The 23,655-nt window shown below is 71.6% G+C and carries 25 protein-coding genes and 1 pseudogene; 16 read left to right on the forward strand and 10 right to left on the reverse strand.

The window, feature by feature from the left end:
• Nucleotides 1-226: 226 nt before the first annotated feature.
• Genes DI272_RS37040 through DI272_RS37050 form a run of 3 tightly spaced genes read left to right on the forward strand, consistent with a single transcriptional unit; the run spans nucleotide 227 to nucleotide 2,087 of the window.
• Nucleotides 227-1,207: a sulfotransferase gene (locus tag DI272_RS37040; protein WP_109499545.1), complete on the forward strand. Its 981-nt coding sequence runs from the start codon at nucleotides 227-229 to the stop codon at nucleotides 1,205-1,207.
• Between the two features lie 17 nt (nucleotides 1,208-1,224).
• Nucleotides 1,225-1,545, forward strand: coding sequence for a multidrug efflux SMR transporter (locus tag DI272_RS37045; protein ID WP_109499546.1), 321 nt, complete (start codon nucleotides 1,225-1,227; stop codon nucleotides 1,543-1,545).
• Nucleotides 1,545-2,087, forward strand: coding sequence for a TetR/AcrR family transcriptional regulator (locus DI272_RS37050; protein ID WP_109499547.1), 543 nt, complete (start codon nucleotides 1,545-1,547; stop codon nucleotides 2,085-2,087). Before DI272_RS37045 ends, DI272_RS37050 begins: the two co-directional genes overlap by 1 nt.
• On the opposite strand, the gene DI272_RS37055 is transcribed toward DI272_RS37050, so the two are convergent.
• Nucleotides 2,071-2,958, reverse strand: coding sequence for a winged helix-turn-helix transcriptional regulator (locus DI272_RS37055; RefSeq protein ID WP_109499548.1), 888 nt, complete (start codon nucleotides 2,956-2,958; stop codon nucleotides 2,071-2,073). The genes DI272_RS37050 and DI272_RS37055 overlap by 17 nt on opposite strands.
• A 133-nt stretch (nucleotides 2,959-3,091) precedes the next feature.
• Between DI272_RS37055 and DI272_RS37060 the strand changes: the two genes are divergently transcribed.
• Together DI272_RS37060 and dapD are read left to right on the forward strand one after the other, a co-directional pair.
• Nucleotides 3,092-4,354 (forward strand): MFS transporter, encoded by a 1,263-nt coding sequence (locus DI272_RS37060; protein ID WP_109499549.1) that lies wholly within the window; start codon nucleotides 3,092-3,094, stop codon nucleotides 4,352-4,354.
• Between the two features lie 33 nt (nucleotides 4,355-4,387).
• Entirely contained in the window at nucleotides 4,388-5,377 is a 990-nt protein-coding gene (gene dapD, locus DI272_RS37065) for a 2,3,4,5-tetrahydropyridine-2,6-dicarboxylate N-succinyltransferase (protein WP_109499550.1), read from the forward strand.
• Nucleotides 5,378-5,443: 66 nt separating this feature from the next.
• Here the strand turns inward: dapD and DI272_RS37070 are convergent, their stop codons facing one another.
• Nucleotides 5,444-6,364, reverse strand: a complete 921-nt coding sequence (locus DI272_RS37070; protein WP_109499551.1) for a DUF4231 domain-containing protein — start codon at nucleotides 6,362-6,364, stop codon at nucleotides 5,444-5,446.
• The gene (locus DI272_RS37075) at nucleotides 6,361-6,594 is read right to left on the reverse strand and encodes a hypothetical protein (RefSeq protein ID WP_109499552.1); all 234 of its coding nucleotides are present in this window, start codon (nucleotides 6,592-6,594) and stop codon (nucleotides 6,361-6,363) included. The genes DI272_RS37070 and DI272_RS37075 overlap by 4 nt, the downstream gene beginning before the upstream one ends.
• 204 nt (nucleotides 6,595-6,798) lie before the next feature.
• On the opposite strand from DI272_RS37075, the gene DI272_RS37080 reads away from it, so the two are divergent.
• Together DI272_RS37080 and DI272_RS37085 are read left to right on the forward strand one after the other, a co-directional pair.
• Nucleotides 6,799-7,347 carry a SigE family RNA polymerase sigma factor gene (locus tag DI272_RS37080; protein ID WP_109501245.1) on the forward strand — a complete coding sequence of 183 codons (549 nt, stop codon included), beginning with the start codon at nucleotides 6,799-6,801 and terminating at the stop codon, nucleotides 7,345-7,347.
• Entirely contained in the window at nucleotides 7,344-8,564 is a 1,221-nt protein-coding gene (locus tag DI272_RS37085) for a hypothetical protein (protein ID WP_109499553.1), read from the forward strand. Before DI272_RS37080 ends, DI272_RS37085 begins: the two co-directional genes overlap by 4 nt.
• A gap of 1 nt (nucleotide 8,565) precedes the next feature.
• On the opposite strand, the gene dapA is transcribed toward DI272_RS37085, so the two are convergent.
• A complete protein-coding gene (dapA, locus tag DI272_RS37090) occupies nucleotides 8,566-9,462 on the reverse strand; it encodes a 4-hydroxy-tetrahydrodipicolinate synthase (protein ID WP_181387440.1) in 897 nt (298 codons plus the stop codon).
• Nucleotides 9,463-9,637: 175 nt separating this feature from the next.
• Here dapA and DI272_RS45740 point away from each other — a divergent pair, with 175 nt between their 5' ends.
• From DI272_RS45740 to DI272_RS37110, 5 genes are all read left to right on the forward strand, one after another.
• Nucleotides 9,638-9,772: a hypothetical protein gene (locus DI272_RS45740; RefSeq protein WP_258314788.1), complete on the forward strand. Its 135-nt coding sequence runs from the start codon at nucleotides 9,638-9,640 to the stop codon at nucleotides 9,770-9,772.
• Nucleotides 9,769-10,440, forward strand: a complete 672-nt coding sequence (locus DI272_RS37095) for a hypothetical protein (protein WP_109499555.1) — start codon at nucleotides 9,769-9,771, stop codon at nucleotides 10,438-10,440. The genes DI272_RS45740 and DI272_RS37095 overlap by 4 nt, the downstream gene beginning before the upstream one ends.
• 52 nt (nucleotides 10,441-10,492) lie before the next feature.
• Nucleotides 10,493-10,903: a phage holin family protein gene (locus DI272_RS37100; protein ID WP_109499556.1), complete on the forward strand. Its 411-nt coding sequence runs from the start codon at nucleotides 10,493-10,495 to the stop codon at nucleotides 10,901-10,903.
• Nucleotides 10,900-11,400 carry a DUF3618 domain-containing protein gene (locus DI272_RS37105; protein WP_109499557.1) on the forward strand — a complete coding sequence of 167 codons (501 nt, stop codon included), beginning with the start codon at nucleotides 10,900-10,902 and terminating at the stop codon, nucleotides 11,398-11,400. Before DI272_RS37100 ends, DI272_RS37105 begins: the two co-directional genes overlap by 4 nt.
• A 102-nt stretch (nucleotides 11,401-11,502) precedes the next feature.
• Nucleotides 11,503-12,204, forward strand: a complete 702-nt coding sequence (locus tag DI272_RS37110; RefSeq protein ID WP_109499558.1) for an antibiotic biosynthesis monooxygenase — start codon at nucleotides 11,503-11,505, stop codon at nucleotides 12,202-12,204.
• Nucleotides 12,205-12,261: 57 nt separating this feature from the next.
• Here the strand turns inward: DI272_RS37110 and DI272_RS37115 are convergent, their stop codons facing one another.
• Nucleotides 12,262-14,091, reverse strand: a complete 1,830-nt coding sequence (locus tag DI272_RS37115; RefSeq protein WP_109499559.1) for an endonuclease/exonuclease/phosphatase family protein — start codon at nucleotides 14,089-14,091, stop codon at nucleotides 12,262-12,264.
• Nucleotides 14,092-14,409: 318 nt separating this feature from the next.
• On the opposite strand from DI272_RS37115, the gene DI272_RS37120 reads away from it, so the two are divergent.
• Nucleotides 14,410-15,837, forward strand: a complete 1,428-nt coding sequence (locus tag DI272_RS37120) for a hypothetical protein (RefSeq protein WP_109499560.1) — start codon at nucleotides 14,410-14,412, stop codon at nucleotides 15,835-15,837.
• A gap of 68 nt (nucleotides 15,838-15,905) precedes the next feature.
• Here the strand turns inward: DI272_RS37120 and DI272_RS37125 are convergent, their stop codons facing one another.
• The 3 genes from DI272_RS37125 to DI272_RS37135 are packed head-to-tail and all read right to left on the reverse strand — an operon-like array spanning nucleotide 15,906 to nucleotide 17,838.
• A complete protein-coding gene (locus tag DI272_RS37125; protein ID WP_109499561.1) occupies nucleotides 15,906-16,355 on the reverse strand; it encodes a hypothetical protein in 450 nt (149 codons plus the stop codon).
• Between the two features lie 37 nt (nucleotides 16,356-16,392).
• Nucleotides 16,393-17,553, reverse strand: a complete 1,161-nt coding sequence (locus tag DI272_RS37130; RefSeq protein ID WP_258314789.1) for a S1 family peptidase — start codon at nucleotides 17,551-17,553, stop codon at nucleotides 16,393-16,395.
• A gap of 51 nt (nucleotides 17,554-17,604) precedes the next feature.
• A complete protein-coding gene (locus DI272_RS37135) occupies nucleotides 17,605-17,838 on the reverse strand; it encodes a hypothetical protein (protein ID WP_109499562.1) in 234 nt (77 codons plus the stop codon).
• 270 nt (nucleotides 17,839-18,108) lie between these two features.
• On the opposite strand from DI272_RS37135, the gene DI272_RS37140 reads away from it, so the two are divergent.
• From DI272_RS37140 to DI272_RS37155, 3 genes and pseudogenes are all read left to right on the forward strand, one after another.
• Nucleotides 18,109-19,557, forward strand: a complete 1,449-nt coding sequence (locus DI272_RS37140; RefSeq protein ID WP_109499563.1) for an alkaline phosphatase PhoX — start codon at nucleotides 18,109-18,111, stop codon at nucleotides 19,555-19,557.
• Nucleotides 19,558-20,000: 443 nt separating this feature from the next.
• Nucleotides 20,001-21,581 (forward strand): TROVE domain-containing protein, encoded by a 1,581-nt coding sequence (locus tag DI272_RS37150; protein ID WP_109499564.1) that lies wholly within the window; start codon nucleotides 20,001-20,003, stop codon nucleotides 21,579-21,581.
• Nucleotides 21,582-21,646: 65 nt separating this feature from the next.
• Nucleotides 21,647-22,050, forward strand: a pseudogene (locus DI272_RS37155) (pyridoxal-phosphate dependent enzyme); the annotation flags it as partial.
• A gap of 38 nt (nucleotides 22,051-22,088) precedes the next feature.
• Here DI272_RS37155 and DI272_RS37160 read toward each other — a convergent pair.
• Both DI272_RS37160 and DI272_RS37165 read right to left on the reverse strand, forming a co-directional pair.
• A complete protein-coding gene (locus DI272_RS37160; protein ID WP_109499565.1) occupies nucleotides 22,089-23,303 on the reverse strand; it encodes a TerD family protein in 1,215 nt (404 codons plus the stop codon).
• Nucleotides 23,304-23,388: 85 nt separating this feature from the next.
• Nucleotides 23,389-23,613: a hypothetical protein gene (locus DI272_RS37165; protein WP_109499566.1), complete on the reverse strand. Its 225-nt coding sequence runs from the start codon at nucleotides 23,611-23,613 to the stop codon at nucleotides 23,389-23,391.
• Nucleotides 23,614-23,655 lie beyond the last annotated feature (42 nt).

Raw genomic sequence — 23,655 nt, forward strand, 5'->3', positions numbered from 1 at the left:
GGTTTCCATATCGTTCCCCACCGCGCGTTCACACCGCTTTCGCCGCCGCTTCCACATCGCTTTCTCAGCGCCCTCCCAGGCCCGCCTCATCCCCGGTCGGCAGCGTGGAAGCGTGGTTACCTCCGTACCTTCCGTACCTTCCGAGCCCTCCGTACCTTCCGAGCCCTCCGAGCCCTCCGTACCTTCCGAGCCCTCCGAGCCCTCCGCCCCTCGTGGTCCGTCCGCCGTGCGGCCCGTCTTCGTGCTCGGCTGCCCCCGCTCCGGGACCACGCTGCTGCAACTCATGCTGCACGCCCACCCGCGCATCGCCCTGCCTCCCGAGACCCGTTTCGTGCTGCCCGCCTACGAGCGGCGGCTGGGCTTCGGCGACCTGCGGGAGCGGGGCAACCGTGCCGCGCTCGCCCAGTGGATCACCGGCCGCGAGGAGACCCGCTTCCATGAACTCGGCCTGGACGCCGACGCCGTGGCCGAGCGGATCGCGGACGGGCCGCCCACCCTCGGCTCCGCGCTGGGCGTCCCGCTCCAGGCCTACGCCGAGAGCCACGGCAAGGTGCGCTGGGGCGACAAACGGCCCGCCTACGCCCTGCACGTCGAGGAGATCCTGCGGCTCTTCCCCGACGCCCAGTTCGTGCACCTGGTCCGCGACGGCCGCGACTGCGTCGCCTCCCTGCTGGGCATGCCCTGGTGGCATCGCGGCTTCCACGAGGCCGTCGCCACCTGGGCGCAGGTGATGGACACGACCCGCCGACACGCCCGCCGACTCGGCCCCGGCAGCTGGCACGAGCTGCGCTTCGAGGACCTGGTCGCCGATCCCGAGCCGCAACTGCGCGCGCTGTGCGGTTACTTGGGTGAGGAGTACGACCCCCGGACGACCGAGCCGCGGCGCCTCGCGAGCACGGCCGTACCCGCCCGCAAGACCTGGCACCGCCGCACCCACGGCGCGCTCGACGCCTCCCGCGCGGGGAGCTGGCAACAGCGGTTGACGCCCCATCAGATACAGCTGTGCGAGGCGGCGTTGGGTGAACGCCTGCGCCGCAACGGCTACGAACTCAGCGGCGCCGTCCGGCCCGACCCCGCCGAGCTGCTCCGCTACCGCAAGGTCTCCGCCCTGCGCCGCGCCGCCCACGCCAAGCGGCGGCTGCTCGACCGCATGGCGCGGCTGCGTGAACCCGGTCCCGTGAGCAGTTGTGTACGCCCGTACGCATGATGTGTACACTCGTACACATGGGATACGTACTGCTGGCCGGGGCCATCGCCGCCGAAGTGGCCGCGACGACCGCGATGAAGTACAGCGAGGGCTTCAGCCGGCTGCTGCCGTCGCTGCTGACCGTCCTCGGCTACGTGGTCTCCTTCGCACTGCTCGCGCAGACCCTGAAGTCGGTCGCGATCGGTACGGCGTACGCGATCTGGGCCGGGGTCGGCACCGCGACCATCGCCACCATCGGGATGGTCTTCCTCGGGGAGGGCATGACGGCCGCCAAGGCCGCCGGGATCGCGCTGATCATCGTCGGGGTGGTCGTGCTGAACCTGGGCGGGGCGCACTGATGGCCCGCCGCTACGACCCCGAGCGCCGGCAGCGGATCATCGACGCGGCGATCCGGGTCGTCGGGGAGAAGGGGCTGGCCGGGCTGAGCCATCGCACGGTCGCCGCCGCGGCCGATGTGCCGCTCGGCTCGACGACGTACCACTTCAAGACCCTCGACGAGCTGATGGTCGCGGCCCTGCGGCAGGCGAACGAGGGCTTCGCCAAGGTGATCGCGGCGCGCGGCGGGCTGGAGGACCCGCGGGCCGACCTGGCCGCGGAACTCGCGGGCTGGATGGGCGAGTGGCTCGCCGGGGACCGTACCGGTGTGGAGCTGGAGTACGAGCTCTACCTCGCCGCCCTGCGCCGCCCCGCGCTGCGTCCGGTCGCCGGCGAATGGACCGAGCGGCTCGTCGACCTGGTGGCCCGCCGCACCGATCCGGTCACGGCGCGGGCGCTGGTGGCGCTGATGGACGGGATCTGTCTTCAGGTGCTGCTGACGGACGGGGTGTACGACGAGGAGTACGCGCGGGACGTGCTGGCGCGGATCATCCCCGCCCGGTGAGGTTCCGGACGGTGGTCAGCGCCGCCGCCACGCTCCCCGCGATGTCCGTCACCGGATACTGCACGTCCCGTACCACCCGCTCCCGGTCGACCACGAGGGTGAGCCGCTTCAGCCTGCTCGCGCCCGCCGCGCGGAACGTCGGCAGCCGCAGGGCGGCGATGAGATCGAGGCCGGCGTCGGAGAGCAGGGGGAAGCCCAGCCGTTCCTTCTCCGCGAACGCCCGCTGTTCGTCCGGGCGTTGGGTGGAGACGCCGTGCACGGTGGCGCCCGCCGCGGTGAACTCGGCCCGCCGGTCGCGGTAGGTGCAGGACTCCAGGGTGCAGCCGGGGGTGCCGGGGATGTCCGACCAGCCGGGCGGATAGGAGTCGGCGCGGGCGTAGGCGCCGGGGAAGCAGTACAGGACGGTGAACGGGGTGCCGTCCGCGACCGGGTCGCGCAACTCGCCCTGGTCGTCGAGGAGTCGGAGCTCGGGGAGGCGGGTGCCGGCGAGTTCGTGGACCCGCCGGGTCTCCGCCGAGGCCTGTGCCGCGGTGGCCGTCGTGCCGCCGTCGCCGAGGACCCAGGTGTCGCCCCAGTCCTGGAGGGCGACGAGGACGGGCAGCAGGGCGTGGCCGCGCGGGGTGAGCCGGTACTCGTAGCGCACGGGGCGTTCCTGGTACGGCACCCGGGTGAGCACGTCCGCGTCCACGAGGAGGTGCAGCCGTTCGGTCAACACCTTTCGGGACATGCCGAGTTCGCGCTGGAGCTCGTCGAAGCGGTGCACGCCGCGGGCGGTGTCGCGGACGATCAGCAGGGTCCACCAGTCGCCGACGACGTCCAGGGCCTGCGCGATGGCGCAGGTGGAGTCCTCCAGGCTCGTCCTGCGGGCCATGGTGTCCCGTCCCTTCGTCCGCCGGCTGGTGTCCGGCGGGGTGTCCGTCGGCGTCTTGTGTGTCGTTGACCCGAGGCTGCCATGCTGACATAGTCAGTTCCCAAAAGGAACTCAGTCGGGCGGTGGGGGACCGGTGCGAGCGTTGCGAGAAGTGCCGCGGGCGGTGTGGCTGTTGGCCTGCGGCACGTTCGTGAACATGGCCGTGAGTGTCGGGTTCGCGTTCGTGTTCCTGTACGCGACCGGTCCGCGGGGGCTGGGTGCCGGCGAGGCCGGGGTGCTCGTCGGGATCGGGGGCGCCGGGCTGGTCGCGGGGAACTTCACCGGGGGGTGGTACGGGGACCGGTTCGGGCATCGGCGGGTGCTGCTGGTGGCTGCCGTGGGGGCGGGGGTGCTGCTGGGGGCGGTGCCGGTGCTGCCGACGGCGGCCCTGTACGGGGCGCTGCCGCTGGCGCAGTACGCGTCCGGGGTGCAGCGGGCCGCGCAGTCGGCGTTGGTCGCCGTCATCGTGCCGGAGGGGGTGCGGCGGCAGGCGTTCGCCGTGGTGCGGGCCGCGGCGAACGGGGGGTTCACGGTGGGGCCGGTGCTGGGGGCGGTGGTCGCGACGCGGTTCTCGTACGACTGGCTGTACGTGGGGGAGGGGGTGGGGAGTGCGGGGCTGGCGTGCTGGACGGCTCGGGTGGTGCCGGCGGCGCGCGAGGTGATCCGGCGCCGGCCGCGGGAGGAGCGGAGCGGGGGTGTGTGGGCGGCGTTGCGGGCGCGGCCGGCGGTGCTGGTGCTGCTGCCGGCGATCGTGGTCGTCGACGTCGTCTACCGGCAGCAGTACTCGACGTTTCCCGTCTTCCTCGCGGAGCACGGGATGGATGCGCGGGTGTACGGGACGCTGCTCGCCGTCAACGGAGGGATGCTGCTGTGCCTTGAGCTGCCGGTCGCGGTGGTGCTGCGGAAGCGGTCGCCGTTGCGGGTGATCGGCGCGGGACTGGTGTTGGTGGGGGCGGGGTACGGGGTGCTGCTGGTGGGGGTGGGACTCGGTACGTGTGTGGTGATGATGGCGTTGCTGACCTTGGGGGAGGCGCTGTACAAGACGACGGCCACGGCGTACGTCGCCGATCAGGCGCCGGAGCATGTGCAGGGGCGGTTCCAGTCGTTGTACGCCGGGGCCTCGATCAGTGGGGTGGTGCTGGCTGCGCCGTTGGGCGGGGGGTTGTATGCGGTGGCCCCGGGGACGGTGTGGCCGGTGTGTGCGGGGCTGGCGGTGGTGGCGGGGGGCGCGGTGTTGTGGAGCGGTGGGCTCTTTCGCCCCCGCCGCCCGCACCCGTCCCCAGGGGCTGCCGCCCCTTCGCCCCCGCCGCACCCCCGCCCCACCGCCCGCCACCTGAGACGCGCCCGCGCTGGTTAGCCTCCGCGGCCCCCCGCCGGTTAGGTTGCCCTCATGACCGACACGACTGCTCCTCGTACCACCGGCGCCGTGGCCGCCGGGCTTGCCACCATCGCTGCTGACGGCACCGTTCTCGACACCTGGTTCCCCGCGCCCGAGCTGAAGGAAGAGGCCGGGCCCTCCGGCACCGAGCGGCTGTCCGCCGAGCAGGCCGTGGCGGCGCTCGGGGACGGGGCCGCCAAGGCAATCGGTCCGGACGCACGCCGTGGGGTCGAGGTCGTCGCGGTTCGTACGGTCATCTCCTCGCTCGACGCCAAGCCGATCGACGCCCATGACGTCTACCTGCGCCTCCACCTGCTCAGTCACCGGCTGGTGAAGCCGCACGGGCAGAGCCTGGAAGGCATGTTCGGCTTCCTCGCCAACGTCGCCTGGACCTCCCTCGGCCCCGTCGCCGTCGACGACGTCGAGAAGGTGCGGCTCAACGCCCGCGCCGAGGGCCTGCACCTGCAGGTCACGTCCATCGACAAGTTCCCGCGGATGACGGACTACGTCGCCCCCAAGGGTGTCCGGATCGCCGACGCGGACCGGGTCCGCCTCGGCGCGCACCTCGCCGAGGGCACCACCGTCATGCACGAGGGCTTCGTCAACTTCAACGCCGGCACCCTCGGCACCTCCATGGTCGAGGGCCGTATCTCCGCCGGTGTCGTCGTCGGTGACGGTTCCGACATCGGTGGCGGCGCCTCCACCATGGGCACCCTCTCCGGCGGCGGCAGCGTCATCATCTCCATCGGCGAGCGCTGCCTCGTCGGCGCCGAGGCCGGCGTCGGCATCGCGCTCGGCGACGAGTGCGTGGTCGAGGCCGGGCTGTACGTCACCGCCGGCACCCGCGTCACCATGCCCGACGGCCAGATCGTCAAGGCCCGGGAGCTCTCCGGCGCCTCCAACATCCTCTTCCGCCGCAACTCGGTCACCGGCGCGGTCGAGGCCCGGCCGAACAACGCGGTGTGGGGCGGCCTGAACGAGATCCTGCACAGCCACAACTGATCAGCGGCCACGGAGCAGACAGCGCCCTCCCGGCGGACCCCGTCCCCGGGAGGGCGCTCGCGCACCTCACTCCGGATGCATCCGCACGGCCCGCATCCCCAGCCGCCGCGCCAGCCACATCGTGTGCTCCCTGCTGATCGCCTGCTCCGCCGAGACGACGTACCGCGACCAGTCGGCCTCGGTCGTGACGTTGGTACCCGTCATACGGACGAAGCCGAGTTCCGTGGCCGTGAGGGAGTAGGCCGAGGCGAGGTTGTCGTACTGCTTGACCTCCAGCCACGCACCCGCCGCGGCGACGGCGGCGGCCACGACACTGCCGGCGTCGATGTCGGCGAGGTCCAGCAGACTGACGGTGCTCGCGGCCACGCCGAGGACCTCGAAGACGATCAGAGTGGTGCGCCACTTGGCGGAGTTCTGCTTGTTGAACCTGGCTTTGCCGATGTACCAGGCCTCCTGGTCCGCCACCCGCAGCGTGAGGTAGGCGGACTTGCGGCCCGCGAAGTCGAGCGCCCTGACCTCCCGCATCCGGTCCGTGACCTGTGCCTGGCCGAACGCCAGGCCGGGGAGACCGCCCTCCGTCGTCAGGTCGTGGATGCGGGTCAGCAGGACGTCGCGGGCCTCGTCGTCCGCGAGCGACGGCGGGAACGGCTCCGCGCCCGCCATGTAGCGCCACGCCAGCGTCTTGACGGACTCGGCCAGCGCCCGGCCGTTGTACCAGCGTTCCTCGGGCTTGTCCCGCAGCAGATGGACCTCGGTGAGCAGCGCGGCGATGAAGGCGGTCAGCGCGAGGGCCGCCGCCGTCCTCCCCACCGCGCCGTGGCGGTCGACGGCGGCCGCGACGCCGCCGAACACGGCTGCGGCGAGGGCGAGTTGCAGCCGTCCCCGGGTCCACTTGAGGTAATCGCGCTGCCCTTCCTTGGATATCGCGTCCGCCGACTCGAACACCCCGGGAAGATCCTTCTCCTCGAGGGGGCTTGGCGACGTCATCGAGTGGTTCCCCCGCTCTGCGCTGACGGTGCGTTCACGTCAGCGTAGCGTTCCGCAACATCGCAAAGTCCCGCTCCCGGGTGCAGGGTCACCCGGATCGTCGTGCAACCCTCGGGGCGGCGCTCCGGCTTCGCCGCGTACGGGTTCAGCGGGCCGTCGACGTTGAGGAAGAGCAAGTCGAGGAAGAGCAAGTCGGGGAAGAGCAAGGGGCGCAAGGAGCGGCTGCTCACCGGATCACCGTACGGCGAGGAGGGGATGCCGGCCGCTGAGAATTCCGCGCGCGGCAGGCATAGCGGGACGCGACCGCGCGCGTCACAAGGGGGCAGAGGGGCGGACACCGGGTCCGCCCGGGGGACGGGCCCAAGGTACGGGCCCCAGGTACGGGTCCCAGGGACGGGCCCCGGGGGAATCAGCCGGGGGAAGAGAAGGTGACGATGGATGCCGAGGCGCAGGACAGTTTCCGGGAGTTCGTGGAGCACCGGTCGTCCGCGCTGCTGAAGACGGCCGTGCTGCTCAGCGGCGGGGACCGGCACGCCGCCGAGGACCTGCTGCAGAACGCGCTGATCAAAGCGGCCGGCCGCTGGCACCGCATCGACGAACCCGAGGCGTACGTACGGCAGATCCTCTACCGCCAGCAGATCAGCCGCTGGCGGCTGAAATGGCCCAGACGCGAACTCAGCGTCGCCGAGCCGCCGGAGGGCCGTACCGGCGCCGACGACTCCTCGGCCGCCGAGGTGCGCCTGGTGATGCGGGGCGCGCTCGCACGGCTCACCGCCCGGCAGCGCACCGTCCTGGTGCTGCGCTACTTCGAGGACCTGCCGGAGGCGGACGTGGCCCGCATCCTGGGCTGCTCCGTCGGCACCGTACGGTCCACCACCCACCGTTCGCTCGCGCGACTGCGCACCCTCGCCCCCGAACTGGCCGCCCTGAACACGTCGAGCCGGCCGTCCCGTGACTACGCACCCGTGGAGGTACGTCCGTGAACGTCGAGGAACTCGTACGGGACTCGCTGCGGGACCTGGCCGGTGCGCAGCAGCCGGCGCCGCCGGGGTTCGCCGACCGGGTGCTGGCCGTGCGACGACGCCGGCGGGCCCGCACGTTCGCGTCCGTCGCGGCGGCCACCGCGGCCGTGGTCGCCGTCTCGGTGGCGGTGCCGCAGCTGGTCTCCGGCGGCGACGACGTACGGCCGAGCGGGGTCACGGGCGGGCGGAACGGCTCGCTGCCGGTGCGGGCGATCTCGGCCGGGCAGACCGTGATGGCCGCCTACTACACCGCCGAGGCCCGGCGGACCACCAAGGACGAGGGGATCTCCGAACGGACGTACCGGCTCCTCGACCCCGCCACCGGGCGCTACCGGAAGGACACCCGGTGGTCCTACGTCGCCGTCGCACCCGGCGCCAGGACCGCCGCCGTCCTGGAACGCACCCTGCCCACCCGCCGGATCGGGCTGCTCGACCTCACGACGCGGAAAGTCACGAAGTGGATCCCGGTCAGCGTGGGGGTCGGCGGGCTGGCGTTCTCCCACGACGGGACCAAGCTGGTCGCCACGACGTACGACGAGCACCCCGACCGGCTGTTCGAGGTCAAGAGCGCCAACGGCGGCGTGCCCGGCTGGATGGCGGACCGGGCCACGAGCCGGAGCGGATACATGGTCCTGGACCTGGTGAGCGGCGACGGTACCTGGTGGCAGATCAAGTCCGGCCGCGACGTCCCCAGCCGCGCGGACTTCGCCTTCACCGACGACGACAAGGCGCTGTACGGGCGCATCGTCAGCAGCGAGGACGGAACCGAGGAGTTCTACGACCTGTCCGGCCGGAAGATCGCCGCGCCCGCGAAGGAGAAGCACCTGCGCTGGGACGTCCCGGCCCGGCTCTCCCCGAACGGTGAGCTGGCCGCCCTCGGTCTGACCAAGGAGGTCGACCTCGGCAAGAAGCTCGCCGGCAAGTCCTACTCCTCGATCCGCAACCCCCGCACCGGCAAGGAGATCACCAAGGTGCGCGGCGGCCACCTGCTCGCCTGGGTCGACGACCACCGTCTGATCGCCTGGGAACGCACCACACCGCTCAAGAACGCCGGCTACAAGGACCATCTCGTCCTCGTCACGATCGGCAGCGACAAGGTCGTCCCCCTGAGCGGCGAGCGCGATCCGGACGACGGCTCCCAGCGCCTGGCCTGGGAGCCGGTGTTCGTGCGGCGCTGATTCAGCGAAGCTCCCGGTAGGCCGCGAGCAGCCCGTCGACCGTCCGCCGGTCGGCGGGCAGCAGCGGTGCGCGGACCGGGCCCGCGGGCAGGCCCAGTTCGTTCAGCAGGGCCTTCGCGGTGACCGTGCCGGGCAGGCCCGCCGACATCATCAACTCGATGAGGGGCGTGGCGCGTTGCTGGAGGCGGGCCGCCTCGGCCGTGTCGCCCGCGTCGAACGCGTCGAGAACGGCGCGCAGTCGGGCGGGTACGACATTCCCCACCGTGCTGATGTAACCCGCGCCGCCCACCGCGTACAGGGCGAGGTTGTGCTCGTCGCAGCCCGCGTAGTACGCCAACTCCGTGCGGGCGATGACCTTCTGGGCGGCGAGGAAGTCGTAGGAGCAGTCCTTGACCGCGACGATCCTCGGGTGTTCGGCGAGCCGGATCAGGGTGTCCGGCTCGATGCGGGTGCCGGTGCGGCCGGGGATGTCGTAGAGGGCGATCGGCAGGCCGGAGGCGTCCGCGATCTGGCGGAAGTGCGCCTCGAGGGCGTCCTGCGGGGGCCTGCTGTAGTACGGGCTGACCAGCAGCACCCCGTCGGCGCCCGACTTCTCGGCCTCCAGGGCGAGTTCGACGGTGTGCCGGGTGTCGAAGGTGCCGATGCCGGTGAGGACCGACGCCCGGGTGCCCACCGCCTCCCGCACCGCCCGTACGAGGTCCGCCTTCTCGGCGTCCGAGGTGGTCGGCGACTCACCCGTCGTGCCGGACAGGACCAGGCCGTCGCAGCCCTCCGACACCAGCCGCTCGGCGAGCCGCTGCGCGCCGTCCAGGTCGAGGGCGCCGCCCTCGGTGAAGGGCGTGATCATCGCGCAGAGGGCGCGGCCGAAGGGCGGGGCGGCGGAACCGGAGTAGGTCATGGGAGTAGTCTCGGCACAGTCATCGTGAAGCTCCACTTAATTCTTCTACGATGTATTGATAAGCGATGCTGAGAGATTGTGGGGGTGCGGTCCGGCGCAGGCCCTATGTCCAAATCGGCCCCTGATGGGTCACCATGGCCAGGACGGTCATCGGCCCCTGGTCATGGGAGGCGTCATGAAGCTCGGCAAGGCACTCGCCACCGGAGTCGCGGAAGAACGGCCGCAGACCCATGAGGAAGAACCCGGACTCCGGCTCCCCGAGGAGATCGAGGAACTGCAGGCGCCCGAAGAGGTACCGGCCGCCCGATGAGGTTCCGGCTTCCGGAGGAACGCCCGACGGAGCCACCGACCGGATACAAGATCGCCCACCCGGTGCTGTCCCACGACGGCACCCGGGCCGGGTTCACCGGTGTGTCGCTGGGCGGCGCGCTGCCGTACGGGGTCCTGGCCGACGCGTCCTGCGTCTACGGCCTGCGGCACCGGGCGCCGCACCGCCGCTGCGACTGCGGCTTCCACTGCGTCCACGACCGCGCGACGGCCGAGGCGCTGCTCTGCACCGCCGAGCACCGCGCGGCCGTCCTGCTGGAGGTCACCGTCCTCGGCCGCTACCTCCGCTTCGAACTCGGCTACCGCTACGCCCGCCAGCGCGTACGCACCGCCACCGTCGCCCCCTGCGCCTGCGGCGCGACCGCCTCCGCCCTCGCCGACGCCGGCTGGGGCAGGCCGGGCTGGCGCGGCCTCGCCCCGTCCTGCGCGGCCTGTCTGCGCGGGCGCACATCCGTGTCGCTCGCCTCCTTCGCCCGGCTGGCGGGGGAGGGGCTGCGGGTGGTGGCGGGCAGCGGGGGCACGGCGACGGCGGACCTCGACGTGTCCGAACTCGCCGCGGAGGCGGCCCTGTTGCAGGCACGCCTCGACTGGTTCCAGACGCAGCTGGCCAGGCTCGGGGAACGGGGGCACGGCCGGGACCCGCAGGGGTAGCGCGGGCGGGTCCGGGTACCCGGAGGTTCCGAACCGAGAGGAGGCGGACACCGTGACCCAGACCCCGGAATCCCGGCAGGCCCAGCACTCCGTGGGCGAACTCGTCGGCCAGGCCACCGAGCAGCTCTCCCAGCTCGTACGACAGGAAGTGGCCCTCGCCAAGGAGGAGCTCGCCGAGAAGGGGCGGCGGGCCGGCCGCGGCGGCGGGCTGCTCGGCGCCGCGGGCGCGATCGCCTACGCCGGGCTGCTCGCCCTCGCCGCCACGGCCGCCGCCGCCCTCTCGCTGACGCTGCCCGTCTGGGCCGCGGCGCTCATCGTGACGGCCGTGCTCTTCCTGACCGCCGCCCTGCTGGCCGCGAACGGCCGCGCCCAGCTCCGCCGCGCCGCGCCGCCCACGCCCGAGGAGGCCCTCGGCAGCGTCAGGGCCGATGTCGAGGAGATCAGGGAAAGGGCGCATCGATGACGGACAGGACGACGCCGGGTGTGGACAGCGGGGCCAAGGGCCCCGAGGAACTGCGCGAGCAGATCGAGCGGACCCGCAGCCAACTCGGTGACACAGTGGAGGAGCTGGCAGGAAAGATGGACGTGAAGAGCCGGGCGCGGGCGCGCGCGGCCGACCTGCGGGACAAGGCGGGCGCGATGACCGTGCAACTGCGCAGCACCGCGGCGCAGGCCGGCCACACGGCGCACGACAAGGCGGCCCAGGCCGGGCACGCGATGCACGACAAGGCCGCCCAGGCCGGTCGGAAGGTCCAGGACCGGGCCGCGCGGACCGGTCATCAGGGCCAGGACCGGGCCACGAAGGCGGGGCACGAGGTGCAGCGGCGGGTGGAGCACAGCGTTCCGCAGCCCGCCCGGTACGTCGTCCAGGCGGCGATCCGGCACCCGCGGCCGGCGCTCGTCATCGGCGCGACGCTCGCCGCGGTGGCCGTGGTGACGTGGCGGTACCCGAAGAAGTAGGGAGCTGGGACGCACCGGACAGGATGAGCACTTGACCTGAACCTTGGTTGAGGCCGGAGGGTCGTCGGTACACGCATCGGCAAGCGAACAGCGGAGACCGACATGACCCGTCGTACCGACGACCACCCCGACCTGACCGACCCGCGCGTCGGAGCGCCCTTCTTCAGCACCTGGCGCGTCGGCACCCCCGAGCGGCAGCGCCGGGCGGTGGCGGCGATCGCGCGGACCTGGGAGCGCCGCGCCTGGCCCACCGCCGGCCTGCTCGGCTACCACGTCTACGCCGGACACGACGGCTCCACACTCCTCCACCACTCGCAATGGACGAGCGAGGCCGCGTACGAGGCCTTCGTGAAGACCCAGCGGCAGGAGCGCGTCGACGAGGTCGACACCGACGTGCCGGGCATCGAGCGGGTCCGGCTCGACCGCTTCCGCCGCTATCGCAGCGGTACCCGCGAGGGCGACACACGGGTGCCGGGGTGCATCGTGATCGTCGACGTCGAGTTCGAGGGCCCCGACCCGGAGCGGCAGCGCGCCTGGGTCGACGCCGTCCTCGAGGCGCTGGAGAGCGAGCCGGACCCGCACCCCGGCGGCATCGGCGCCCACTTCCACCTCGCCACCGACGGCACCCGCGTCCTCAACTACGCGGAGTGGGAGACCGCCCAGGCCCACATCGACGCCCTGGCCGCACCCGGCGACGGCATCGGCTCGGCGACCGAACCGTGGCGGCGCGTCCAGAACTTCCCCGGACTCAAGAGCAGCACGGTCAGCCGCTACGAGCACGTGCTCGGGCTGGTACCCGCCTAGTACGGCCGGGCCCGGCCGAACTCGTCGTCCGGCCGGGCCCGGCGAAGTGCCGTACGGTCACGGCTTGAAGCGCAGGACCTGCGGGTCGTGGTCGCTGATCTGGTCGTTGAACTCCGAGTTGACGTGCACGCTGTCGTACTCGAAGCCGCAGCCGCGCCGGATCGACGGGGAGACCAGGATCTGGTCCAGGACCTGGGCGTTGCCCTGGTAGACGTACGAGTAACGCTCGCTCTTCGGCAGCGACTTGATCGCCGACCACAGGGCGCCGTCCGTCTCCAGGATCTTGGCGGTGTCGGAGAACTCGTAGTCGTTGATGTCGCCGAGGGCGACGACGTCCGCGTTCTTCTGGGTGTCGAGGATCGACTTCACGAAGGCGTTGACCAGGGTGGCCTGCTGGTGGCGCTGCACCTCCGAGCTGCGCGGCACCGGCTGGTACTGCGAGGTCAGGCCGTAGTCGCCGCCCTTGGAGTTGAAGTGGTTGGCGATCACGAAGACCGTGCGGCCGCGGAAGACGAACTCGCCGGCCAGCGGCTTGCGGCTGTCGTCCCAGGCCGCGTCGGCCGGGGCGATGCGACCGGGGGAGACCGTCAGGGCCGCCTTGCCGTGCTCCCTCGTCACCCCGACGGCCGTCGTGGCGTCGCCGCCCGCGCGGTCGGTGAAGGAGACCCGCTCCGGGTTGAACAGGAACACCTGGCGGATGTTGCCGCCCGGCTGGCCGCCGTCCTCGCCGTTCACCGGGTCGATGGAGCGCCAGTCGTACGCCGGGCCGCCCGCGGCCACGATCGCGTCGATCAGCTTCTGCACCGTCTGGTCGGCGGCGACCGTACCGTCGTTCGTCACGCCGTTGTTGTCCTGGATCTCCTCCAGGGACACGATGTCGGGCGACTGCAGGTTGTTCACGATCGCGGCGGCGTGCGCGGCGAAGGTGCCGTCGGAGGGGTCGAGGTTCTCGACGTTGTACGTCGCGACCGCCAGCTCGCCGTTCTTCTGCTTCTGCGTCGTCTCGCGGGCGATGCCGCTGCTCTTCAGCGTGCCGATGGTGTGGGCGACGAGGGTGTAGCCGCCGTACTGGCTGTAGTCCAGCGGGCCCTCGGTGGCGCCCTCCAGGACGTCACCGACGTTCGCCACCGGGAAGGCGGAGGTCGCGCCGAGCGACTGGATCTGCAGCCGGCCGGTGTTCTGGGAGTCGTAGGAGCCGTAGACCGTGCCGCCGCGGCGGTTGGCGTTCTCGTGCGGCTTCACCGTGACCCACAGCTCGGTGTACGGGTCGGTGGCGCCGGTCACCCGGGTGTCGGCGACCCGGACGTTCTCGCCCTCCAGGGACTCGTAGTAGTCCAGGGCGTACTTCGACGGCTGCAGGGTCAGGCCGTTGACCGAGTTGTTCGCGGCGCTGTCGCCGGCCGGGGCGTAGGCGTCCGGGACCGACTCGGCGTCGACGACCGTGGCGGCCGGGACGGCGTTGCCGCTGGAGACGACCGTGGTGGTCGGCTTGGTGATCTCGGTGATCGACTGGTTGCCGGAGGAGGTGCCGCCGGGGACGTACTCCGAGACCGTGCCCGACACCCTGACGAGGTCGCCGACGGCGACGCCCTTCGGGGTGGAGCTGGTGAAGACGAAGACGCCCTCACTGGTGGCCGGGTTGTCGTCCGCGTCCGGGTCCTGGATCCAGAAGCCCTTCGACGAGCCGTAGGTGCGGATGCCGGTGACGATGCCGGAGACGTCCGCGACCTTCTGGCCGGCGTACGGGGATATCCGGGTCGTGCCCTGGATGTCGTGGATGCGCACGGAGTCGGCGTGCGCGGGGGAGGTCAGGACGACCGTGGACGCGGCGGAGCACACGGCGGCGACGGTGAGCGCGGCGAGGCGCGCGGAAGACTTGCTCGGCAACGGGATCCCTCCGGGGACGTTCTGGTGCGCCGGGACGAGGGTGGAGCGTGGAACGGCGGGAGCCGCGACCGGTGGGGCGGTGGCGACGCGCGTAGAAAATACAGTGAACAGGTGTGCAGCAGGTTTCTACGCGCGTAATCTCCTGTGTGATCAGGTCACTTGTCAAGGTTTCGGCCATGTACGGGACCTGACGGGGAGATGAACCGGGCGGCATGGGTGGAAATCCGTCTAGGCTGAGCGGCTGAGTGGTACGAAGCGCTGCCCCGCGGCCTCGCGTCGTCCCGCGTCGTCCCGCGTCGCCTCTAGGAGAACCATCCGATGTCAGACAGCTCCCCCCTGCCGCCGGTGCGGCTGCACCCCGAAGCGGAGCTGGCGCGGGACGCGCTGTCCACGCCGTTGCTCGCCCGGGCCGCCCGGCTCGCCCGCTGGGCCTCCGCCGAGACCCGCGTCGACGCCGGCGGCGGGCTCGTCGAGGACCAGCTCCCCGCCGCCGCCGAGTTCCTCGGCCTGACCGGGGACGACGCCGCGGCCTGGGCGAGCGAGGCCTGGCGGGTCGCCGTCGACACCGGGCTCGTCGAGATCACCGACGAGGAGGAGGGCGCCGTCGCGGCCGGCGAGGACCTCGCCCTGCTCACCGGCGGCTCCCCGCAGGACGTGCTCGGGGTGTGGCTCGGGGCGCTGGAGACGGTCGTCGCCGACGCGAGTGTGCCCGACCTCGACGACCTGATGGACGCCATGGACGAGGGCGGCGAGATCGACCTCTCCTCCCTCGACTGGGACCCGGAGGCCGAGGCCGACTTCCTCGACGGCGTGCTCGGCAACCTCTATCTGCTCACCGTCAACGAGGACGGCCCCGGCGACCGCCCGGTGCCGCTCCCCGCGCTCGCCGCGTCCATGATCGTGCCCAACGACATGGGGGAGCCCACCAACGACGTCCTCGAACAGGTCTCCGACGCGATGATGCGCCTCGACGACCAGTTCCGGGTCCTGGAGCCGATCGGGCTCGTCGAGTACCAGCCCGTCGACGAGGCCCTCATGGCCGACGCCGACGAGGAGCCCGCCGCCCCGGTCGACGACACCGACGTCTCCCGCTACGGCATGGTGCGGCTCACCCCGCTCGGGCTCTACGGGCTCCGGGCGCGGCTGCTGGAGGCCGGATTCGCGGCGCCCGCCGTCGGGGACCTCGCCGACAAGGGTGCGGACGTGCTCCTCGACGGGACGGCGGCCTTCCCGCCCGGCGCCGCGCAGGCCGAGACCGAGCAATGGCTCACCCGGCGTGAACCCCTCGCCGCCGCACGAGAGTTGCTCGCCGCCAGCCGCGGCGGCGACAGCGGCGCCCCGCTGCGCAGACTGCGCTGCCAGCAGGCGCTGTCCCTCGTGGGCGCGGAGGCCGAACCGGCGCTGCGGGACGTCCTCGACGACCCCGAACTCGGCGGACTGGCCCGCGTCTGGCTGACCGAGCGCGGCGCCACGGACGTACCGCCGCCCTCGGAGGCGATGATCTTCTGGCTCACCGTCGACACCGTCGCCGCGCAACTCGCCGCCGAAGGCAACTCCGAGGAGCTGCAAGGGCTCGTGGAGGGCCTCGCCCAGCAGCACAGCGGGTTCTTCGCCGCCGCCTGGCGGGTGGACCACCCGGCCACCGCGGACGTGCTGGAGGCGATGGGCCGGCTGCACCCCGACAAGAAGATCGCCAAGGAGGCCAGGAAGGCCGCCTTCAAGGCCCGCTCCCAGCAAGGCGGTTGACCCGCCCCCGGGATGCCGCGGGGCCCGGCGGCGGGCGACGCCGCCGGGCCCCGCGTCCGGAAAACGGGTCAGCAGTGGTACACCGTCGTGTGCCGGAACGACGACGTGGCCCCGTTGAAGCCGTACGTCCCCCGGTACGCCGGCGGGTTCTGGAACTCCCCGATGAGGGTCAGCGTCTCGGCGCAACCGCCGCCGCTTCCCGCGCGCCGGGCGTCCAGCCGGATCGTCTGGCCCATGAAGCCGCCCGTGATGTTCCAGGTGCCGCCGCAGATCGTGCCGGTGATCTGACCGCCGATCACGACGTACGGGTAGGTGTTGGGGTTGTACTTCACCTCCAACTGCCAGGTGACCGCGGCCCCGTTGTGCAGCTCCAGCTTGGCCGACGTCGCCAGCGCCTCCGGCGACACGCCCTGCTCCCTCGCGAAGGCCTCGTCGCGCGTCTTGACCTCGGCGCCCTGCGCGTTGTGGAAGCGGTGCTCGGCCTGCGCGCCCTTCTTCTTCTGTGCCTGTGTGGTCATGGGGATACGCCCCCTCCCGTGACGAGTTGACCGGCCGTCAGGCCAGCAGTTCGGCGATCTCGACACGCAGCAGCGCGCGGACGTTCTCGATGTGGTTGGCGACCGTCACCACGGACGACCCCGCGAACAGCAGCCCCACCGCCACGTTGTCGAGCGAGGTGACCAGCGAACCGGAGTCGCCGCCGGCCGAGATGTTCGTGGTGAGGACCTGGTCCTTGAAGCGGGCGGTGCCCGCCGTGCCGTAGTTGACGTCGATCGTCGCGTCGACCGAGATGATCCGGCCGAAGCTGATGTTGGTCGTGCGGCCCGACTTCTTCACCAGATCGCCGACCGACACCTTGGCCTTGCGCCGCCAGGCCCGTGGCGCCCCGCTGAAGTACTGCTCCCGCGTCGCGTCCTGGAACTCCACCCGGCCCAGCGCCGCGTCCACCACGTTGCCCTGGCGCTCCAGCGGGATCTGCGGCGCGAACTGGATCGGGATGAAGCGGTCCAGGGTCGCGATCCGGTCCGCCGGGTCCGTGCCGCCGTCGAAGACGCCCGGCTGCACGATCGGGCTGCCCAACTGCGCCCGGTTGGAGTCCGCCAGCACGTGGTTGTTGGACAGGAGGTAGAACTTCGCCGGTGTGCCCAGCCCCGGCCCCGGCGGGTCGACCGTCGCACCCGGCAGGAAGTCGTACACCACGCTGCCGAGCGTGCCCGCCGTCACCCGCACGTTGCCGATCGAGAACCCCGACGGACACGGCCGCATCCGGCGCCGGAGCAGCTGCGGCTCCAGCCCCGGCGCCCCGCTCAGCTCCTCCAGCAACGGCTGGGAGAGCCGCGCCAGTTGCTCCTGCACGTTGCCGTCCGGGCCGTAGGACAGCCCGAGCCGGTCCTCGGCGCGCCGGGACTGCCGCTGCTGCCGCTGCGCGGCGACATGGCCGACCGCCACCACGTCCGTGGGGGTGCCGTCGTCCATCTGATACGGGATCACGTCCCGCTCCGGGATCATCGATTCCGGGACTTTCTGCGTCACGAACACCAACACGGCTTCCTCGCCGGTGGGTTGGCCGCCCGTCCACTTCACGCCGTGTCCGAAGCCGACCACGTTCGCCAGCGGCTGCTCACGGCGCAGGAAGTCCGACAGTGCCTGTTGGCGGGAGCTGTCGCTCAGCTGACCGCCGGTGGGTCCTCGCATCAGTTCGGGCCGGCTCGTCATGGCCAGACCACCTTCTTCCCCGGTGTCATCGCAGTTCCGGGGCAGGACGGGCTACTCCTCCTGCGCGGAGACCTCGCCGATCGCGAGCACGCGCACGGGTACGCCGTCGAGCTCGTCCGGAACCACGTCCTCGTCCCTGAGCCGGTCCCGGGGCACCTTGCGGGTCACGAAGACGAAGATGACGTCCTCGCCCGTGTGCTCGTCCTTCCCGGTTCCGACCCCCGTCACATGGGGCAGGCTCAACAGCCGGCCCTCGTGGAGGCTGCGCGCACGATGTGCGTCCACGTCGGCTCGCCTCCCCCGGGTTCTTCAGGTAGTTGGGTGTCTATTGCCGCGCACACCGGCGGTCAAGGTGTGCCGCCTTAAATCATGGCATTGGTGCAGTTTCACACGTGATGACCTTGTTTACGAAGATTCACGGATGTACGGATTCATGGAAGCGATCCTGCGGACGTCGTCCGGTGTTCAACTCCCGTTCAGGCATGGACGGGAGCGTGACGCCGACCCGAGGTCCGCCACCCTCCACGGCACACCTTTCGCCACACAGGAGACACCATGTCGCTCACCCGCAGGGACTTCGCCAGAACATCCGCGATCACCGGTGCCGGTGTCGTACTGGCCGGAAGCGTCGGCGCCCTCGCCACCGCGCCGCAGGCCCTCGCGTCCACCGACACCGGCCTCGACGCCGAGAGCGGGGCGGACGCTCGCGGCGGGGTCGGCTACGGTCCCCTGATCCCCGACCCCGACGGCATCCTCGCGCTGCCCGCCGGGTTCAAGTACCGCGTCGTCACCTACAGCGGCAAGACCAAGCTGGAGTCGGGCGAGACCACCCCGTCCAACCACGACGGCACCGCCACCTTCGACGGCCCCCGCGGCACCACCCTCCTCGTCAACAACCACGAGCTGAAGGGCCCGCGCGCCAACTGGAAGTACCCCGTCCCGCTCACCGAGGGCCTGGTCTACGACCCCGCCGCGGCCGGCGGCTGCACCGTCGTCGAGGTCCGCCCCGACGGACACGTCGCCGAGTGGGTCGGCATCGCCGGCACCTCCACCAACTGCGCCGGCGGCCGCACCCCTTGGGGCACCTGGCTCACCTGCGAGGAGAACTCCGACAAGGCCGGCGTCAACGGCATGACCAAGGACCACGGCTACGTCTTCGAGGTCGACCCGTCCGACCGGCGCGCCAACCGTGACCCCAAGCCGCTGAAGTTCTTCGGCCGTTACGACCACGAGGCCGTCGTCATCGACCCCAAGCGCGGCCACGCCTACCTCACCGAGGACGCGGCCTCGCCCAACGGCCTCCTGTTCCGCTGGACCCCGCCGAAGGGCTTCGCGTACGGCCGCGGCAAGTTCCGCACCCTCGCCGACGACGCCGGCGCCCTCCAGGCCTTCAAGTGCTTCGACTCCGGCGGCCAGTTCGTCGACGACCTCTCGCGCGCCACGAAGATCGGCACCGTCTACGGCGTCGACTGGGTGGACGTCCCCGACCGCGACGCCAGGACCGTCGCCGTCCGCAAGCAGTTCACCGACGGCCAGGTCACCCGCGCCCGCAAGCTGGAGGGCATGTGGTGGGGCGACGGCGGCGCCTACATCGTCTCCTCCTACGCCCGCGCGGAGAGCCCCGTCCAGCACGACGGCCAGGTCTGGTTCTACGACCCCAAGCGCCGCACGCTGACCCTCAAGGTGCTCCTCGGCGTCAACCCCGACCCCTCCGCCGACGGTGCCTTCGACGGCCCCGACAACATCACCGTCTCCCCGTACGGCGGCCTCGTCATCGCCGAGGACGGCGAGGGCGTCCAGCACCTCTTCGGCGCCACCGACAGCGGCCGGACCTACCCGATCGCCCGCAACGAACTCAACATCGGCACCGAAGACGAGCCCGAGTACAGCGAGTTCACCGGCGTCACCTTCTCCTGCGACGGCAGGACCCTGTTCGCCAACATCCAGACCCCCGGCATCATGCTCGCCATCACCGGCCCCTGGAAGCGCCAGAAGCGCGCCTGAATTTAATTGAGTCGCCCACCCGCGGCCCGCCTCCTAGAGTGAAGAACGTCCAGGTGCGAAGGCAGGACCTACTTCCACTCATAATGGGGCGGCCGCGGGTTCGAATCCCGCCACCGGTACCACGCGCCGGTGTAGCTCAGGGGTCAGAGCACCTACGTCGGTTCCGCCGACCTGAACTCTGGACACCACAACTTCACGCACTTCCCGGTGCGAGTCTTTTGATCTCGGGGAGGCGCAGCTCATGGTGGGTGCCCGGTGCGCAGGCAACGGCTACTTCTCCGGATCAGAACGTTGCGGGTTCGAATCCCGTCATCGACTCAGGGTCGGTGTAGCTCAATGGACAGAGCATCTGACTTAGTTCCGTGGCCGACTTCTGATCTCGGGCACCCTCCTTCTGCCGCGCCTCCCTCCGAAAACCTTCAGTGAATTCGGGGGAATTCAGCATGTCGCGATTCAACAAGCGAGCCGCCAGGGCACAGCCCACTTCGCGCGTCACCGCCACGGGCCGCGTGCTGCGCACCTACGAGGGCGGCCGGGGCCGCGAGCGGGACGCGCGCTCCGAGCTCTTCCTCCTCGCCGTCGCCAACTTCGTCTCCCAGCAGACCTTCTACGAGAGCGGTGCCGACCGCGACGACCGGTTCGCGAAGCTCGTGCGCGAGCTCGCCGTCACCGACCCGGAGTGGACCGCCGGCCTGCTCGGCTGGCTGCGCGGCGAGGGCAACCTCCGTACCGCGTCCGTCGTCGGCGCCGCCGAGTACGTGAAGGCACGCCTCGACGCGGGCGCCACCGGCGGCCCCTCCAACCGGCAGGTCGTCGACTCCGTGCTGCGGCGCCCGGACGAGCCCGGTGAGCTGCTCGCGTACTGGACGGCGACCCACGGCCGCAACGTGCCCAAGCCCGTCAAGCGCGGCATCGCCGACGCCGTACGCCGTCTCTACAGCGGGAAGTCCCTGCTGAAGTACGACACCGCGGCCAAGGGCTACCGCTTCGGCGACATCCTCAACCTGGTGCACGCGGCGCCCGACCCGGACAAGGCATGGCAGGGAGAGCTGTTCCGGTACGCCCTCGACCGCCGGCACAACCCGGACACGGCCGTGCCGCCCGCGTCGAACCGGACGCTGGTTGCGCACCGTGAGCTGATGGCGCTGCCGGTCGGGGAGCGGCGCGCGGTCGTCACCGCCGAGGGCGGCGCCGAGCGGCTCGCCGCGGCCGGGATGACGTGGGAGGCGCTGGCCGGGTGGATCCAGGGGCCGATGGACCGGGCCGCCTGGGAGGCGGTGATCCCGTCCATGGGCGCGATGGCCCTGCTGCGCAACCTGCGGAACTTCGACCAGGCCGGCGTCTCCGACGAGGTCGCCGCCCAGGTGGCGGCCCGGATCAGTGACCCGGCGGAGGTCGCGCGGTCGCGGCAGTTCCCCTTCCGGTACCTCGCCGCGTACCAGCACGCACCGTCGCTGCGCTGGGCGTACCCGCTGGAGCAGGCGCTCGGCCACTCGCTGGCCAACGTGCCCGCGCTGCCCGGCCGGACGCTCGTGCTCGTGGACCGTTCGGGCTCGATGTGGGGCCGGCTGTCCGACCGTTCGCAGCTCAACCGGGCGGACGCGGCGGCGATCTTCGGCACCGCGCTCGCGCTGCGTGCCGAGCGCGCCGTCCTCGTGCAGTTCGGCACCACCAGCGCCGAGGTGCGGTTCCGCAAGGGGGAGTCGGTGCTGAAGATCCTGGAGCGCTTCGGCGACCTGGGCGGCACCGACACCACGGGCGCGGTGCGCCGGCACTACCGGAAGCACGACCGGGTGCTGATCGTCACCGACGAGCAGTACGCGTTCAGCCACTACGGCGACCCGACCGAGCAGGTCCCCGCCGACGTGCCGGTCTACACCTGGAACCTCGCCGGCTACCGGGCGGGCCACGGCCCGTCGGGCAAGGCGAACCGGCATGTATTCGCGGGACTTTCGGATGCCGCGTTCCGCATGGTTTCACTGATCGAAAGGGGCCATGACGGTCATTGGCCCTGGCTTGCCTGACCAGTTGGAGTTCATCGGTATGTCGCCATGAAAACAAGGCTGTGCGCCATGCCTGACTGTTCGAGGCCGCACAAGGGGGGGCCTTCGACCATCCGCTCGGCGGCCTCGGCCTCGCCGGATGGGCCTGTTCCACCCAGAAGCCGGCCGCGACGCGCGAGCAGATCGCCAGGATCGCGCGGGGCACCGGGCGACTCATCGGCGTCGAGCGGGAGCTGACCCCGGACGACGTCGAGCTGGACGAGCGCTACCACGCCGGTGTCTGCGGCATCCCCGACGAGGCCACCCTCGCCGCGATGCGGCTCGCCGCCCGGACCGAGGGGATGGTCACCGGCCCCGTCCACGAGGGAAGTCGATGGCCGGGATGATCGACCTCGTCGCGCGCGGGGAGATCGGGTGGGATGCGACGGTGCTCTACGCGCACCTGGGCGGGCAGCCGGCGCTGAACGCGTACAGCGCGCTGTTCGCGTAGATCTCAGCGGCCCGGCTGCCCGTGGTCCGGCGGGCCGGCTACAGCGCCTGTGCCGCCGGCTTCACCATGCCCCGCACCGTGCGCGACTTCACGAAGTCGCCCATCGCCGTCATCTCCCACTCGCCGGAGAACTGCTTGATCAGCTTGGCCATCATCACGCCGGTCTGGGGCTCGGCGTTGGTGAGGTCGAAGCGGACGAGTTCCTCGCCGGTGGCGGCGTCGAGGAGGCGGCAGTAGGCCTTGGCGACCTCGGTGAACTTCTGGCCGGAGAAGGAGTTGACGGTGAAGACCAGACCGGTGACCTCCTGCGGGAGGCGGCCGAGGTCGACGACGATGACCTCGTCGTCGCCACCGCCCTCGCCGGTGAGGTTGTCGCCGGAGTGCTTGATCGCGCCGTTGACGATGGACAGCTTGCCGAAGTAGCAGCTGTCGATGTGGTTGCGCTGCGGGCCGTAGGCGATGACCGAGGCGTCCAGGTCGATGTCCTTGCCGCGGTAGGCCGGCTCCCAGCCGAGGCCCATCTTGACCTGGGAGAGCAGCGGGCGGCCGCCCTTGACCAGGGACACGGTCTGGTTCTTCTGGAGGCTGACGCGGCCCTTGTCGAGGTTGATCTTGCCGGTGCCGGGCGCGTGGGCCGGCGGCGGGGGAGTCGGCGAGGTCACCGGCGGGGCCGACGGGGCGACCGGGGGCTGGAGGGTGGGCTGCGGCGGGGCGGCCGGAGGAGCGGCCGGCTGGGGCGGCGCCACCGGGGCCGGGGCCGGTTCCTCGACCGACACGCCGAAGTCGGTGGCGATGCCGGCCAGGCCGTCGGCGTAGCCCTGGCCGACCGCGCGGGCCTTCCAGGCGCCGTTGCGCAGGTAGATCTCCACGACCACCAGGGCCGTCTCGGTGCCGAGCTGCGGGGGTGTGAAGGTGGCGAGGACGGAGTTGTCGTCGGCGTTGCGGATCGTGGCCGTCGGTTCGATGCCCTGGAAGGTCTGGCCGGCGGCGTCCGGGCTGGCCGTGACGACGATCTTCTCGATGCCCGGGGGGACGGCCGCGGTGTCGACCGTGATCGCGTCGGGGCTGGTGCCGCCGCCCGAGCGGTACGTCACGCCCGGTCCCGTCGGCTGGTTGTAGAAGATGAAGTCGTCGTCGGAGCGCACCTTGCCGTCGGCGGTGAGCAGCAGGCCCGATACGTCGAGCCGCACCGGGGCGGCGACGTCCACCGTCACGCGCGCGGTGGAGAGAGGGATGTTCGAGCCGGGGGTCATAGCTGTCATGACCGGTGAACGATCCAGCCCGCTTTACCGTTCCCTTACCCGCGATCGTTTGGACCACGGACGCGTAGGGGGCGGCTCAGCGGCGGTTGCGGGGGTGGTTCCGGGCCGTGCGTTCGTTGCCGCGCTTGTAGTTCCCGGTCCAGCGGGCCATGACGAGCTGGGGGTCGGGGGCGGTTTCCACCTCGGCGAGGAACTGGGCGGCACGGGGGCCGTGGAGGGTGGTCGCGGGGCGGTGGTGGTGGGTGATGCGGACGGTTCCGTCGGCGTGGGCTTCGTAGCGGAAGCCGTGGGGGCTGGGCATGGGCGGGATGGTAGGGCGTGGGGCGGGGGTGCGCGCCAGGGG

It is taken from the genome of Streptomyces sp. Act143 (assembly GCF_003143935.1).
Classification (GTDB): Bacteria; Actinomycetota; Actinomycetes; order Streptomycetales; family Streptomycetaceae; genus Streptomyces.